Raw genomic sequence first — 14,523 nt, forward strand, 5'->3', positions numbered from 1 at the left:
GCCCGGCGGTCCGGGCCGTGCGAGTCACTCCTGCGGGACGGCCGCGCCGTCTTCGACGGGCGCCGGAGCCTCTTCGGAGGTCTCGTCACGTCGCGCCTTGGCCGCCGCCTTCTCGGCCTTGGCCTCGGCCTTCTTCTTGTGCGGACCGATCACCATGATCATGTTTCGGCCGTCCTGCTTGGGCTGGGACTCCACGAAGCCGAGCTCCGAGACGTCCTCCGCCAGCCGCTGCAGGAGCCGGAAACCCAGCTCGGGCCGGGACTGCTCCCGCCCACGGAACATGATCGTGACCTTGACCTTGTCCCCGGCCTTGAGGAACCGCACCACGTGACCCTTCTTGGTCTCGTAGTCGTGCGGGTCGATCTTCGGACGGAGCTTGATCTCCTTGATGATCGTGTACGCCTGGTTGCGCCGCGCCTCGCGTGCCTTCATCGCGGACTCGTACTTGAACTTGCCGTAGTCCATGAGCTTGCACACGGGCGGGCGAGCCGTAGCCGCGACCTCCACGAGGTCGAGGTCGGACTCCTGAGCCAGCTTCAGAGCATCGCCGATGGAGACGATGCCGACCTGCTCGCCGTTCGGGCCGACGAGGCGGACCTCGGGGACACGAATACGGTCGTTGATGCGGGGCTCGGCGCTGATGGGGCCTCCTAGGTCGCGATCCACCGCCGGCTTGTCCGGCGACGTCTGCCACATACTCGATCGTGCCGGGAAGTCACCTTCCGCGGCCGAGGGCCCGGAACGCGAAATGCCCCGCACGTCGCGCATGCGGGGCCACATGAGCTCATCGACTTCGCCGCCGTGGGCTCTCCGGAGTCAACCGGTGTGATCCTTGACCTGCCGGCCTTTCGGCCGACCAGGTGGGAGGTGAACCTCCGCTTGCGCGTCCAGCAGGCATGCCGGACCGATCGAGTAGTCACTCTATCACAACACCGGGGACCGCCCGAACCTTCCCGGGAGCGGCCGGGGCCGGTCAGCCCGCGGCGGCCCGCCGGGCGATCTCGGCCTCGCCCGCCGCGCGCATCGCCTCCACCGGCACGTCGGACCGGCCGGTCATCAGCTCGACCTGCCGGACCGCCTGGTGCAGCAGCATGGGGAAGCCGCCGACCACCGTGCCGCCCCGGGCGGCCACGGCCGCGGCCAGGCGGGTGGGCCACGGGGCGTAGACGACGTCGAAGAGCGCGGGCACCCCGGCCACCAGGTCCGCCAGACCGTCGGCGGCGCCCGCGGGCAGCGTCGAGACCACCAGGTCCGCCTCCAGGGCCGTGCCGATCTTGTCGAAGGTCAGCACCTGCAGGGCCGTCTCCAGCCGCTCGGCGGTCTCGGCGGTCGGCCGGGCCCGCTCCGGGTCGCGCACCACCAGGGCCGCCTCGGCCAGGCCCAGCTCGCGCAGCGCGGCCAGCGCCGAGGCCGCCGTGGCCCCGCCGCCGAGGATCGTCGCCGACCGGGGCGGCGCCACCCCGGCCTCGGCGAGCGCCCGGACGATGCCGTGGACGTCGGTGTTGTGGCCGTGGCGGGCGCCGCCGGCGAAGACCACGGTGTTGGCCCCGCCCACCTGTACGGCGAGCTCGGAGACCGTGTCCAGCAGCGGCAGCACCGCGCGCTTGAGCGGCATGGTCAGCGACAGGCCGGCCCACTCGGGGCCGAGCCCGGCGACGAGGCCGGGCAGGGCGGCCTCGTCGCACTCGATCGCCTCGTAGCGCCACCCGTCCAGGCCCATCGCCGCGTAGGCCGCGCGGTGCAGGACCGGCGACAGCGAGTGGGCGATGGGCGACCCGAGGACGGCGGCCCTGGTCATCCGCCCGCCTTGTTCCGCTCGTACTCCGCCTTGAGCTTGAAGAAGTCGGTCTCGTTGGTGGCGAACTTGGTGATGCGGCGCTTGGGATCGACGGTGACGAAGAACTTCCAGTCGCCCTTGGCCGGGTTGAGCGCCGCCTGGATGGCGTCGTCGCCCGGATTGGAGATCGGCCCGGGCGGCAGGCCGGGATGCTTGTAGGTGTTGTAGGGCGAGGCGGTCTCCGTCTCGGCGTGGCTGGCCTCGATGCCGTACTTGTTGAGCGCGTACATGACCGTGCTGTCCATCCCGAGGTTCATCGGCGGGCTGGAGTGGAGCCGGTTGTAGATGACGCGGGACATCTTGGCCATGTCGTCGAGGTTGCCGGCCTCGGCCTGGACGATGCTGGCGATCGTCACGATCTGGTGCGGGGTGTAGCCCAGGGCCTTGGCCTCCCTGACCAGGTTCTCCTTCTCGGCGGTCTCCTTGAAGCGGTCGGCCATCGCGGTCAGGATGTCGGAGGCCGTCATCTTGGGGGTGACCTCGTAGGTCGCCGGGAAGATGTAGCCCTCCGGCTTGCCCTTGGCGTAGGAGGGCAGGTCCAGCGCCTTGACGTTCTTGGCGGCCTGCTGGAACTCCTTCAGCGGCTTGCCGGTCTGCTTGGCGAGTTCCTCCAGCACGGCCGTCAGGCGCAGGCCCTCCTTGATGATCACCCGCTCGTGCAGCCGCTTGGTCGGGTCGAGCAGCTTCACGGCCTCGGCGGCGGCCATCCGCTTGCGCATCCGGTACTCGCCGGGCTGCAGGGAGGAGCTCTTGCCGGCGTCGGTGATGGCGTCGGTGAACGCCTCGGAGCTCTTGACGACGTCCTTCTCCCGGAGGGTCTGGGCGATCTGGGAGGCGCTCTCGCCCTCCTTGATCTCCACGACGACCTCGCCGCTGCCCGGGCCCTTGTAGTCCTCGACGGTCATCGCGTCGCGCACCCACAGGTAGCCGTAGTAGCCGCCGGCGCCGAGACCGCCGACCAGGATGATGACCGCGAGCATCGGGGCGAGGAACCCGCCGCGGTTGCGGCGCCGCCGTCTGCGGCGCCCGCGGCCGGTCCGGCGGGGACGGCGCGAGGGATCGTCGTCGGCGCCGACCAGGAAGTCCATATCGAGATCGTTCATAGGTGCGCTGGCCAATCTCCCGGGTGGGACGGCCTGGCGTCAAGCGGGCATGCCAAACCGAGGGGGGACACGGGGTCGAGCGGCCCGGTGTCCCGGGATCCGCGCCTCGGCCGCGCAGTGGGCATCGCCGCTTGCGGCGGAACCGGGGGTGTTCCGCCGGACATCAATGCGTCCCGAGGTATCTGTTCAGCTCTTCCCGGTATCTCACAAACTCACTCTCTTTGTCAGTGAATTTCGTGATTCTACGCTTTGGATCGATCGTGACAAACCAGAACCAATCACCTTGATCCGGGCGCAGGGTGGCGATCATCGCCTTCTCCCCCGGATTCGCGATGGGTCCCGGAGGCAGGCCGGGATGAGCGTAGGTGTTGTAGGGCGACTTCACCTTCGTGTCCTTCTCCGTCACCCTGAGTGTCCGGCGGTTCTGCGCGTAGAGCACCGTGCTGTCGATCTGCAGCGGCACGCCCGCCTTGATCCGGTTGTAGATCACTCTAGCGATCTTCGGGTAGTCGGAGTCGCGCCCGCCCTCCGCCTGGACGAGGCTGGCCACCGTGACCGCCTCCAGCGGCGTCAGGCCGCGCTCGGCCGCGCGGTTCTCCAGCTCCAGCTTGGCCGCGGCGCTCTTGTACCGTTCCACCATGAGTCCGAGCACGTCGGCGGGGGTCATGTCCGGCTCGACCTCGTAGGTGGCCGGGAACATGAAGCCCTCGGGTCCCTTGGCGTAGGACGGCAGCTCCAGCTCCTCACGGTCCTGGGAGGCCCGGACGAAGGCGTCCCTGGGCATTCCGGTCTTGGCCGCCAGCCTGTCGAACAGCTCCGTCAGGCGCAACCCCTCGGGGATCGTGACCCTGCGCACCACCCGCGACCCCGGGGCGAGCAGCAGGTCGAGGGCCGAGGCGGCGGCCATGCCCTTGCGCAGGCGATAGTGGCCGGGCCGCAGGCTGCCGGTCTTGGCCCGCGCCTCGGCCGCCTTGACGAACGCCCCGGCGCTCGCGACGACCCCCGCGTCGGCCAGCGTCTCGGCGACCTCCCCGGCGCTCGCGCCCGAGGGGATCCGCACGACGACCGAGCCCGAGCCGGGCCCGGCGAAGTCGTCGGGCATCAGCCGCGGTCCGACCACCACGTAACTCCCGGCGGCCGCCGCGAGGACGACCGCGGCCGCCCCGCCCGCCAGCAGCCACGCGGGCCGGGGGATCACCGCGGTGTCCCGTCACCCGATCCCGCGACGGGCGGCCCGCCCGGCGGCGCCAGCGCGCTGCCCGGCGGCCTCCCGGTGGCGCGCTCGGCGTCCAGGGCGGCCTGCAGCAGCACGATGGCCGCCGCCTGGTCCACCACGCCGCGCTGGTTTCTGGCCTTCACCCCGCTGGCCCGCAGGCCCTGCTGGGCGGTGACCGTGGTCAGCCGCTCGTCGAACAGCCGTACCGGTACGGGCGCCAGCCGGTGGGCGATCCGGGCCGCGAAGTCGCGGGCGAGCACCGCCGCCTGCCCCTCCCGGCCCGACAGCGAGGTCGGCAGCCCGACCACGATCTCGACGACGTCGTACTCGGCCGCGATCTCCGCGAGCCGTTCCAGGTCTCCTCTGCCGCGCCGTACGGTCTCCACCGGCGTGGCCAGCAGACCCGAGGGGTCGCTGCGGGCCACGCCGATGCGGACCGAGCCGACGTCGACGCCCAGGCGAATGCCGTTTCTCATGTCGTCATCGTCCCCGCCTCCGGGCCTCGTCAGACCCTCGGGCGCCCGGCGTCAGGAGGACGCCTGCGCGATCGCCTGCTGCACGGCGCCGAGCGCGTCGCCGATCGCCTCGGGACGGGCCCCGCCGCCCTGCGCGACGTCGTCCTTGCCGCCACCGCCGCCGCCGAGCGCCTTGGCCGCGACGCCGACGAGCCGGCCGGCCTTCAGGCCCCGGGCGCGTCCGGCCTCGTTGACGGCCGCGACGACGACGGGCCGGTCACCGGGCACGCCGGCGACGACGACCACGGCGGCGCGGTCGGCGGGGAACCGGCCGCGTACGTCGAGCGCCAGCTTGCGCAGGTCGTCCGGGGAGGTGCCGTCGGGTGCCCGGTGCGTCACGACCGAGACCCCGTCCAGGTCGCGGGCGGCGGCGGCCAGCTCACCGGCCACCGCGAGCACCTGGGCCGAGCGGAGCCGCTCCAGCTCCTTCTCGGCGGTGCGCAGCCGGGTGACGATGCCCTCGATCCGCTCGGGAAGCTCCTCGCGACGGGCCTTGAGCTGCTCGGACAGCTGGGCCACCAGCACGCTCTCGCGGGCCAGGAACCGGAAGGCGTCCAGGCCGACCAGGGCCTCCACGCGGCGCACACCGGCGCCGATCGAGGACTCGCCCAGCACCTTGACCAGGCCGAGCTGGCCGGAGCTGGCGACGTGGGTGCCGCCGCACAGCTCCCGGGAGTAGTCGCCGACCTCGACGATGCGGACGGTCTCGCCGTACTTCTCGCCGAACAGGGCCAGCGCGCCCATCGCCCGGGCCTCGGCCTGGGAGGTATGGAAGGCGTTGACCGTGAGGTCGTTGATCAGGACGGCGTTGACCTCGTCCTCGACGTCGCGCAGCACGCTGGGCGGCACGGCGCCGGCGGCGGTGAAGTCGAAGCGGAAGCGGCCGGGCGAGTTCTCCGAGCCGGCCTGCGCCGCCGTCTCGCCCAGCGCGTTGCGGAAGCCGCGGTGCACCAGGTGGGTGGCGGTGTGGCTGCGGGAGATGGCGCGGCGCCGCTCGACGTCGATCTCGGCCTGGGCCTGGTCGCCCACCCGGATCTCCCCGCCGCGGACCTTGCCGCGGTGCACGATGACGCCCGCGACCGGGGACTGCACGTCCACGATCTCGACCTCGGCGCCGTCGGTGCGGATGACGCCCTGGTCGGCGAGCTGGCCGCCGCCCTCGGCGTAGAAGGGGGTACGGCTCAGCACGACCTCCACCGTGGTGCCGGCTCCGGCCGCGGGGACCGGGGCGCCGTCCACCAGCAGGCCGATGACCTGCGCCTCGGCCGTCACCTGGTCGTAGCCGAGGAAGTCGACCTTGCCGGTCTTCTCCAGGATCCGGCCGAACACCGAGATGTCGGCGTTTCCGGTCTTCTTGGCTGCGGCGTCGGCCTTGGCGCGGTCGCGCTGCTCCTTCATCAGCCGGCGGAAGCCCTCCTCGTCGACCTTGAGACCCTGCTCGGAGGCCATCTCCAGGGTCAGGTCGATCGGGAAGCCGTAGGTGTCGTGGAGCTGGAAGGCCTGGTCCCCGCCGAGGGTGCCCCGCCCCTTGCGCTTGGTCTCCTCCACCGCCGCGTCGAAGATCGCGGTGCCGGTGCGGAGGGTGCCCAGGAAGGACGCCTCCTCGGCGTCGATCACGGCGTGGATCTGCGGGGCGTCGGCCTTGAGCTCGGGGTACAGCTCGCCCATCACGGCGATGGTCACCGCGGTGAGCTCGTGCATGTAGCGCTCCTCGCCCGCGCCCAGCAGGCGCAGGTTGCGGACGGCGCGGCGCAGGATGCGCCGCAGCACGTAGCCGCGGCCCTCGTTGGAGGGCAGCACGCCGTCGGCCACCAGCATCACGCTGGTGCGGACGTGGTCGGCGACGACCCGCAGCGAGACGTCGGCGCGCTCGTCGCGGCCGTAGCGCGTCCTGGTGAGCTCGGCGGCCCGGTCGAGGATCTTGTAGGTGGTGTCGATCTCGTAGATGTTGTCGACGCCCTGCAGGATCGCCGCCATGCGCTCCAGGCCCATGCCGGTGTCGACGCTCCGGGCGGGCAGCTCACCGAGGATGTCGAAGTCGGTCTTGCTGCGGACCGCGCTGAGCTGGAACTGCATGAAGACGTTGTTCCAGACCTCGAGGTAGCGGTTCTCGTCGGCGACGGGGCCGCCGTCCCTGCCGTACTCGGGGCCGCGGTCGTAGTAGATCTCGGTGCAGGGGCCGCCCGGACCGGGCACGCCCATGTGCCAGTAGTTGTCCTCCAGGCCGCGGCGCTGGATGCGCTCGGCCGGGACGCCGACCTTCTCGTGCCAGATGCCGTAGGCCTCGTCGTCGTCCTGGTAGACGGTGACCCACAGGCGGTCGGCGGGGAAGCCGAAACCGCCCTCGGACTCGGGCTTGGTCAGCAGCTCCCAGGCGAGCGGGATCGCCTGCTCCTTGAAGTAGTCGCCGAAGGAGAAGTTGCCGAGCATCTGGAAGAACGTGGCGTGCCTGGTGGTCCTGCCGACCTCGTCGATGTCAGGGGTGCGCACGCACTTCTGGACGCTGGTGGCCCGCTTGAACGGGGGCTTCTGCTGCCCGAGGAAGTAGGGCTTGAAGGGCACCATGCCCGCGGGCACCAGCAGCAGCGTCGGGTCCTCGGCGATCAGGCTGGCCGAGGGCACGACGGTGTGCCCACGCTCCTCGAAGAAGCGCAGGAAGCGGCGCGCGATCTCTGCCGACTCCATTTCAGCGGCCGTCCTTTACGTCGTAGTGGTTGGTGTCGTCAACACTGTCCAGCCCGAACCGGGAGCGCAACTCGGTTTCCCGCCGGGCGGCGCCGTCCAGGGCGTCGCCCGCGAACTCCCGCGCCTGCTCCAGCATCCCGGCGGCGCCGTGGAGGGTGCGCCGGGCCACGTGGTTCGGATGCAATGCCTGCAGCTTACGCATTGTCCACACCGCGCAGAACGCGCCGAGGGACATGTAGAACAGCCGGCGGATCATGACCTGCGTCCCTCCAGCACCCGGGGGACGGACCGGCCGCGGGAGCGGCGGGCGCCCAGGGCCTGCCGGACGCCGTGGCCCAGTGCCGCCACCTTGATCAGCGGCCCGGTGACGAGGGTCTGCGTGACGTCGCTGACCTTGGCGACGTGCCCGCTGACCTGCTTGACGTCCTTGGCGATGGCCTCGACGGCGACGAGCTGGCGGTTGGCCTCGCTGACGGTGGCCGTCACGTCCTCCAGCAGCGGCACCACGCGGTCGCCCAGCTCGGAGACCATCTTGGACGTCTGGGTCAGCAGGCGTGCCAGCCTGACCAGGACCACGGCAAGAAAGCAGACCAGGATCGCCCAGAACATGGCGACTATCAGGCCCGCGACCTCTCCGGCGGTGAGCATTCGCCGATCTCCCTACTTCACCCGGCTGGAACGGCAAGACCCTATCGCGTCTCGCCGCCCCTTCCCGGCACACGTCCCGCGAACGACGAGGAGAGACCGGGGGAAACGGCCCGGGCGGTGGTGGTCAGCGGCCGCGCAGGAAGGCGCGGATCCGCGCCCAGCGGTCGGCGAAGCCGGCCTCGGCGCCGTGCCGGGTGGGCCGGTAGTAGCGGCGGTCGCGGATCTCGGCCGGGGCGTAGTCCTGGCGGACCAGGCCGTGCTCGAAGTCGTGGGGGTACTTGTAGCCCTCGCCGTGGCCGAGCTTGCCGGCCCCGGAGTAGTGGGAGTCGCGCAGGTGGGCCGGGACCTGGCCGATGTCGCCGCGCCGCACGTCCGCGGCGGCGGCGTCGACGGCGGTGATCACGGCGTTGGACTTGGGGGCCAGCGCGCAGTGGATCACCGCCTGGGCGAGGTTGAGCCGCCCCTCGGGCAGGCCGACGAACTCCACCGCCTGGGCCGCGGCCACCGCGACCTGCAGGCAGGTGGGATCGGCCATGCCGACGTCCTCGGAGGCGAAGATGACGATCCTGCGGGCGATGAACCGGGGGTCCTCGCCCGCCTCGACCATGCGGGCGAGGTAGTGCAGCGCCGCGTCGGCGTCGGAGCCCCGCATGCTCTTGATGAAGCCGCTGATCACGTCGTAGTGCTGGTCGCCCTGGCGGTCGTAGCGCACGGCCGCCTTGTCCACCGCGCGCTCGACCGTCTCGACGGTGATCTCGCCGTCGGCGATCAGCGCGGCGGCCTCCAGGTAGGTCAGGGAGCGGCGGGCGTCGCCGCCGGCCAGCCGTACGAGGTGGTCGGCGGCCTCCGGCGCCAGCGTCACCTTCCCGTCCAGGCCGCGCGGGTCGGTGACGGCGCGCTCCAGCACCTTCCTGACGTCGTCGTCGGACAGGGGTTCCAGCGTCAGCAGCAGCGAGCGTGACAGCAGCGGCGAGATGACGGAGAAGAACGGGTTCTCGGTGGTCGCGCCGATGAAGGTGACCCAGCGGTTCTCCACCGCGGGCAGCAGGGCGTCCTGCTGGGCCTTGTTGAAGCGGTGCACCTCGTCCACGAACAGGACCGTCTGCCGGCCGGACATGCCCAGCTCCCGCCGGGCCGACTCGATGGCCGCGCGGACCTCCTTGACGCCCGCCGACACCGCGGAGACCTCGACGAACCGGCGCTCGGTGGCGCCGGCGACGACGTAGGCGAGGGTGGTCTTGCCCGTGCCGGGCGGACCCCACAGGAACAGCGACATCGGGGCCTCGGACTCGACGAGCCGGCGCAGCGGCGTGCCGGGGCCCAGCAGGTGGCGCTGGCCGATCACCTCGTCCAGGCCGCGCGGGCGCATCCGCACCGCCAGGGGCTCGTGGCCCCGATGGGTTTCCTCCGCCACCGCGTCGAACAGGCTGTCCACGCCTCGACAGTACCGCCAGGGCGCGCGGGCGGCGGCCGGGGACCGCGGAGGCCGGGGCCGTCCGGGATCGCGGGACCGGGGCCGTCCGGGGTCAGCCTCCCCAGACGGCGACGGCACCGCTGTGGCCGGCCCGCACCGCGTAGTAGCCCGCCACGACGGCCACGACCGCGGTGAGCACCGCGGCGGACGTCGTCACCGCGCGGCCGCCGCCACCGCCCTCCCGGCCACCGCCCTCACCGCCGCCCCGGCCGCGGCGCACGAGGTGGAGCAGGACGAGAGAGAGCACGCCCAGCGCGAGGGCGGCGATCAGCAGGGGGTCGGCGAACTCCTCGTGCTCGGCGATGCGCCGGGCCAGCGTCCCGGTCGCCGAGGCGAAGTTCCGGTGCTCCAGCGACTCGCCGCTCTCCTTGGCGGCGAAGGCGGCGATCGGGGCGACCACCGCCAGCCCCGCCACCGCCCAGCCGAGCGCGGGGCGCGTGCGGGGCGCCAGTCCGTAGACGGCGGCCAGGACCGCGAGGGCCGGGACCGCGATCACGGCGGCGTGGACGATCAGGGGGTGGGCGGGGAGGCCGAGGATCTCGTCGAACATGTGGGCTCCGGTCATGGGGGGCGCCGCTCTCGCCGGCACCGGGCGCCGTTGCCGGCCGCCGGCGCCGGAGATCGGAATCTACCGCGTGGAAGCCGCACAACACAGCAGGACAAAGCACGTGAATGCCCACGTACCTCCTCCGTTGACCCTCGTCACTTACGTTCAGCACATCCGGGGGCCGGTACGCTTTCGGCCAGTCGAAAGTAATGAGACGGCAAACCCGACGGCTAACCTGGAGGACATAGCGGTGAGCGGCGAGGACCGCCAGAGCCAGCTGGCGCGAGAGCACAAGGAGCGGCAGGCTCAGCGTGCCGAGCAGGCGGGCAAGGCGAAGCGGAACACCTTCATCGGTGCCGGTGTCGCCGTGGCCGTCGTCGCCGTGGGCGCGGTCGCCGTCACGGCCTTCACGGGAGGAGACGACCCCAAGCCCGCGGCCGCATCCTCCCCGGCCCCCTCGACCGCGGCGCCCCAGGCGACCCCGACCATCCCGGCCGCCCCCGGCAAGGTGACCTGCTCCTACCGCAAGGACACCAGCGGCGCGCCCGCCAAGAAGGTCGGCATGCCGCCGAGCAAGCCCGACCTCAAGCTCAAGACCATGACGGTCACCACCAACCAGGGTGACATCGTGATCGACCTGATGACGCAGCAGGCCCCCTGCGCCGTGAACTCCCTGGCGTTCCTGGCCAAAAAGAACTTCTACGACGACACCAAGTGCCACCGCCTGGCCACCCCGGAGAACTCCGGCGTGTCCCTGCTGCAGTGCGGCGACCCGCAGGCCAAGGCCGACGGCAAGAACCCCACCGACGGCCAGGGCAGCTCGGGTTACGTCTTCAACGACGAGAACCTCGGCATGCCGTACGCCAAGGGCGTGGTCGCGCTGGCCCAGCCGGCGGACGCCTCGAACCAGAACGGCAGCCAGTTCTGGTTCTCGCTGGGTGAGGAGAGCGCCCAGCTGGACACCGCCTACACGCCGTTCGGCACGGTCTCCAAGGGCATGGACATCCTGGAGAAGATCTCCAAGGGCGGGTGGATCACCAACCCCGACGACATCACCGGTGACGGCGGCTCCACCGCGCCCAAGATCCCGGTGATCATCAAGGACGTGAAGGTCTCCTAGGGGACTCCCGGAAGGCCGGTGTTCCGGCGGCCCGCGCGGGCCGCCGGAACACCGGCCTTCCGCATGTCCGGGCTCGTCCGCGCCGAATCCTCCCGGCGGTCGTCCTCCCGCGTCCGGCCCACCCCGGGTACGGCCCTCCCCCGCGGCCGGCGGCGGGCCGTACCCGGCCACGAACGCGGCCACGGGGCCCCGTCCCGCCTCGCGGGCGGACGCGGGCGGATCGGACGGGAAGGGCCGCGGAGGCCGCCGGAGCCGCCCGTGAGGGCCCGGCCGGGCCCACGGAGCCGGATCCCGCGGGAGGAGCCCGTACGGCCCCGCACACGGGCCGGGCCCCGGACGGGAGGATCCGTCCGGGGCCCGGCCGCGCGCCGCGCGGGGTCTACGCCTCGCTCTTGGGCTTGGCGTCCACCCCGGCCTCCTTGCGCTGCTCACCCGTGATCGGGGTGGGCGCGCCGGTCAGCGGGTCGAACCCGGAGGCCGTCTTCGGGAAGGCGATGACGTCGCGGATGGAGTCTCCGCCCGCCAGCAGCATGCAGATGCGGTCCCAGCCGTAGGCGATGCCGCCGTGCGGCGGCGGGCCGTACTTGAACGCCTCCAGCAGGAAGCCGAACTTGCTCTCGGCCTCCTCCTTGGAGATGCCGAGCACGTCGAAGACGCGCTGCTGCATCTCGGCGCGGTGGATTCGGATGGAGCCGCCGCCGATCTCCATGCCGTTGCAGACCATGTCGTAGGCGTAGGCCAGCGCCTCGGCCGGGTGGTCCTGGAAGTTGTCGGCCCACTCGGGCTTGGGACCGGTGAACGGGTGGTGCACCGCGGTCCAGCCGCCCTCGCCGTCCTCCTCGAACATCGGGGCGTCGACGACCCACAGGAAGCTCCACCGCGACTCGTCGATCAGCCCGCAGCGGCGGCCGATCTCCAGCCGAGCCGCGCCGAGCAGGTCGCGGGCCGCGGCCGGCTTCCCGGCCGCGAAGAAGACGGCGTCGCCGGGGGCGGCGCCGACCTTCTCGGCCAGGCCGGCGCTCTCGCTCTCCGAGAGGTTCTTGGCGACCGGGCCGCCGAGCGTGCCGTCCTCGCCGACGAGGACGTAGGCGAGGCCCTTGGCGCCGCGCGACCGGGCCCACTCCTGCCAGGCGTCGAGCTCCCGGCGGGTCTGGGAGCCGCCGCCCGGCATGACCACGGCGCCGACGTACGGGGCCTGGAAGACCCGGAAGGAGGTGTCGGAGAAGTACTCCGTCATCTCGACGAGCTCCTGGCCGAAGCGCAGGTCCGGCTTGTCGGAGCCGTAGCGCGCCATGGCCTCGGCGTAGGTCATCCGGGGCAGCGGCGACGGCAGCTCGTAGCCGACGATCTCCTTCCAGACGCGGCCGATCAGCGCCTCGCCCAGCGCGATGACGTCGTCCTGGTCCACGAAGGACATCTCAACGTCGATCTGGGTGAACTCCGGCTGGCGGTCGGCGCGCAGGTCCTCGTCGCGGAAGCAGCGGGCGAGCTGGTAGTAGCGCTCCATGCCGGCGACCATGAGGAGCTGCTTGAACAGCTGCGGCGACTGCGGCAGGGCGTACCAGCTGCCCGGCTGCAGGCGGACCGGGACCAGGAAGTCGCGGGCGCCCTCGGGCGTGGAGCGGGTGAGCGTCGGGGTCTCGATGTAGTTGAACCCGTGCTCGTGCATCACCTCGTGGGCGAGGTAGGTGGCCCGGGAGCGGATCCGCAGGGCCTGCGCGACCTGCGGGCGGCGGATGTCGAGGTAGCGGTGCTTGAGCCGGGCCTCCTCCGAGACGCCCGCGGCGCCCTCGACCGGGAACGGCAGCGGCGCGGCCTCGCTGAGCACCTCGACCTGGGAGGCGACGACCTCGATCTCGCCGGTCGGCAGGTCGGGGTTCTCGTTGCCCTCGGGACGGACCCGCACCTCGCCGACGACCTTGACGCAGTACTCGGCGCGCAGGCCGTGCGCGTCGTCCTCCTCGCGGAAGACCACCTGGGAGGAGCCGGAGGCGTCGCGCAGGTCGATGAAGACCACGCCTCCGTGGTCGCGGCGGCGCGCCACCCACCCGGCCAGCGTCACCTGCTCGCCCGCGTGCTCCTTGCGCAGTGATCCCGCTTCGTGCGTGCGGATCATTTCCTCAGTCTCTCCTTCAGAGTCTCGACGATCTCAGCGAGCGGCACGGCGGTCTGGTCACCGCTGGCCAGATCCTTGACCTGGGCGGACTCGGCGGCGAGGTCACGCTCGCCGAGGATCACGGCGTAGCCCGCGCCCGACCGGTCGGCGCCCTTCATCGCGCCCTTGAGACCCTTGCCGCCGAACGACATGTCGGCGTCGAGGCCCGCGCGGCGCAGCTCGGTGATGAGCAGGAACATCCGGCGGCGCGCCTCCTCACCCAGCGGCACACCGTACACCTGCACGCGGGAGGCGGCCTCCTCGCGGTCGAGCAGCCCCTCGGCCTCCATGGCCAGGACGGTGCGGTCGACGCCCAGCGCCCAGCCGACGCCGGGCAGGACCGGGCCGCCGAGCATCTCGCTCAGGCCGTCGTAGCGGCCGCCGCCGCCCACCGCCGACTGCGAGCCCAGCCCGCCGTGGACGAACTCGAACGTGGTGCGCGTGTAGTAGTCGAGCCCGCGGACCAGCCTCGGGTCGTCGGTGTAGATCACGCCGGAGGCGGTCAGCAGCGCGCGGACCTCCTCGTGGTAGGTCTTGCACGCCTCGCACAGGTGGTCGACGACCAGGGGCGCGCCGGCGAGCTGCGCCTGCACCTCGGGCCGCTTGTCGTCGAGCACGCGCAGCGGGTTGATCTCGACGCGCTGCCGGGTGGCCTCGTCGAGGTCGAGCGCGCGCAGGAAGTCCTGCAGCGCCGCGCGGTAGGCGGGGCGGCACTCCCGGCAGCCGAGCGTGTTCAGCAGCAACCGCACGCCCGTCAGCCCCAGGCCGGCGTAGCCGTCGGCGGCCATCACGATCAGCTCCGCGTCGAGGGCCGGGTCCTCGGCGCCCAGCGCCTCCGCGCCGACCTGCCAGAAGTGGCGGTAACGGCCTTTCTGGGCCCGCTCGTAGCGGAACTGGCTGCCGGAGTACCAGAGCTTCACGGGCAGCTGGCCGTTGTGCAGACCGTGCTGGAGGACCGCCCGCACGACCGAGGCGGTGCCCTCCGGCCGCAGTGTGAGGGAGCGGCCGCCCTTGTCGGTGAAGGTGTACATCTCCTTGGAGACGATGTCGGTGGACTCGCCCACCCCGCGGACGAACAGCGCGGTGTCCTCGAAGACGGGGGTCTCGACGTAGCCGTAGCCGGCGCGGCGGACCGGAGCGGTCAGCGCCTCACGTACGGCGAGCGCCACCTCCGAACGGGGTGGAAGCCAGTCAAAGGTGCCCTTGGGCGCCTGCAGAGTCAT

13 protein-coding genes are annotated in these 14,523 nt (G+C 72.1%); 1 reads left to right on the top strand and 12 read right to left on the bottom strand.

Annotated elements, in window-relative coordinates:
* Nucleotides 1-24: 24 nt before the first annotated feature.
* From infC to ACQP10_RS24390, 10 genes are all read right to left on the bottom strand, one after another.
* Entirely contained in the window at nt 25-666 is a 642-nt protein-coding gene (gene infC / locus ACQP10_RS24345) for a translation initiation factor IF-3 (protein WP_428837529.1), read from the bottom strand.
* Between the two features lie 307 nt (nt 667-973).
* Complete coding sequence (locus ACQP10_RS24350) at nt 974-1,798, bottom strand: shikimate dehydrogenase (RefSeq protein WP_179827836.1); 825 nt, start codon at nt 1,796-1,798, stop codon at nt 974-976.
* Nucleotides 1,795-2,940 (bottom strand): endolytic transglycosylase MltG, encoded by a 1,146-nt coding sequence (mltG, locus tag ACQP10_RS24355; protein WP_399499158.1) that lies wholly within the window; start codon nt 2,938-2,940, stop codon nt 1,795-1,797. The genes ACQP10_RS24350 and mltG (ACQP10_RS24355) overlap by 4 nt, the downstream gene beginning before the upstream one ends.
* A 163-nt stretch (nt 2,941-3,103) precedes the next feature.
* Nucleotides 3,104-4,138, bottom strand: a complete 1,035-nt coding sequence (mltG, locus tag ACQP10_RS24360; RefSeq protein WP_312873622.1) for an endolytic transglycosylase MltG — start codon at nt 4,136-4,138, stop codon at nt 3,104-3,106.
* Entirely contained in the window at nt 4,135-4,632 is a 498-nt protein-coding gene (ruvX, locus tag ACQP10_RS24365) for a Holliday junction resolvase RuvX (protein ID WP_179827833.1), read from the bottom strand. Before ruvX ends, mltG (ACQP10_RS24360) begins: the two co-directional genes overlap by 4 nt.
* Nucleotides 4,633-4,683: 51 nt before the next feature.
* Nucleotides 4,684-7,356: an alanine--tRNA ligase gene (gene alaS / locus ACQP10_RS24370; protein WP_346022598.1), complete on the bottom strand. Its 2,673-nt coding sequence runs from the start codon at nt 7,354-7,356 to the stop codon at nt 4,684-4,686.
* A 1-nt stretch (nt 7,357) separates the two neighbouring features.
* Entirely contained in the window at nt 7,358-7,612 is a 255-nt protein-coding gene (locus tag ACQP10_RS24375) for a hypothetical protein (RefSeq protein ID WP_179827830.1), read from the bottom strand.
* Complete coding sequence (locus ACQP10_RS24380) at nt 7,609-8,004, bottom strand: DUF948 domain-containing protein (RefSeq protein ID WP_179827828.1); 396 nt, start codon at nt 8,002-8,004, stop codon at nt 7,609-7,611. The genes ACQP10_RS24375 and ACQP10_RS24380 overlap by 4 nt, the downstream gene beginning before the upstream one ends.
* Nucleotides 8,005-8,128: 124 nt before the next feature.
* Nucleotides 8,129-9,439 (bottom strand): replication-associated recombination protein A, encoded by a 1,311-nt coding sequence (locus tag ACQP10_RS24385; RefSeq protein ID WP_346022599.1) that lies wholly within the window; start codon nt 9,437-9,439, stop codon nt 8,129-8,131.
* A gap of 91 nt (nt 9,440-9,530) precedes the next feature.
* Nucleotides 9,531-10,028, bottom strand: coding sequence for a DUF2231 domain-containing protein (locus ACQP10_RS24390; protein WP_389995982.1), 498 nt, complete (start codon nt 10,026-10,028; stop codon nt 9,531-9,533).
* A gap of 247 nt (nt 10,029-10,275) precedes the next feature.
* Here ACQP10_RS24390 and ACQP10_RS24395 point away from each other — a divergent pair, with 247 nt between their 5' ends.
* On the top strand, nt 10,276-11,145 hold the full coding sequence (locus ACQP10_RS24395) for a peptidylprolyl isomerase (RefSeq protein ID WP_433539760.1): 870 nt from the start codon (nt 10,276-10,278) through the stop codon (nt 11,143-11,145).
* A gap of 379 nt (nt 11,146-11,524) precedes the next feature.
* On the opposite strand, the gene aspS is transcribed toward ACQP10_RS24395, so the two are convergent.
* Both aspS and hisS read right to left on the bottom strand, forming a co-directional pair.
* Complete coding sequence (gene aspS / locus ACQP10_RS24400; RefSeq protein WP_179827820.1) at nt 11,525-13,261, bottom strand: aspartate--tRNA ligase; 1,737 nt, start codon at nt 13,259-13,261, stop codon at nt 11,525-11,527.
* Entirely contained in the window at nt 13,258-14,523 is a 1,266-nt protein-coding gene (gene hisS, locus ACQP10_RS24405) for a histidine--tRNA ligase (RefSeq protein ID WP_346022602.1), read from the bottom strand. The genes aspS and hisS overlap by 4 nt, the downstream gene beginning before the upstream one ends.

The organism is Streptosporangium sandarakinum, assembly GCF_050942225.1.
Lineage (GTDB): Bacteria > Actinomycetota > Actinomycetes > Streptosporangiales > Streptosporangiaceae > Streptosporangium > Streptosporangium nondiastaticum.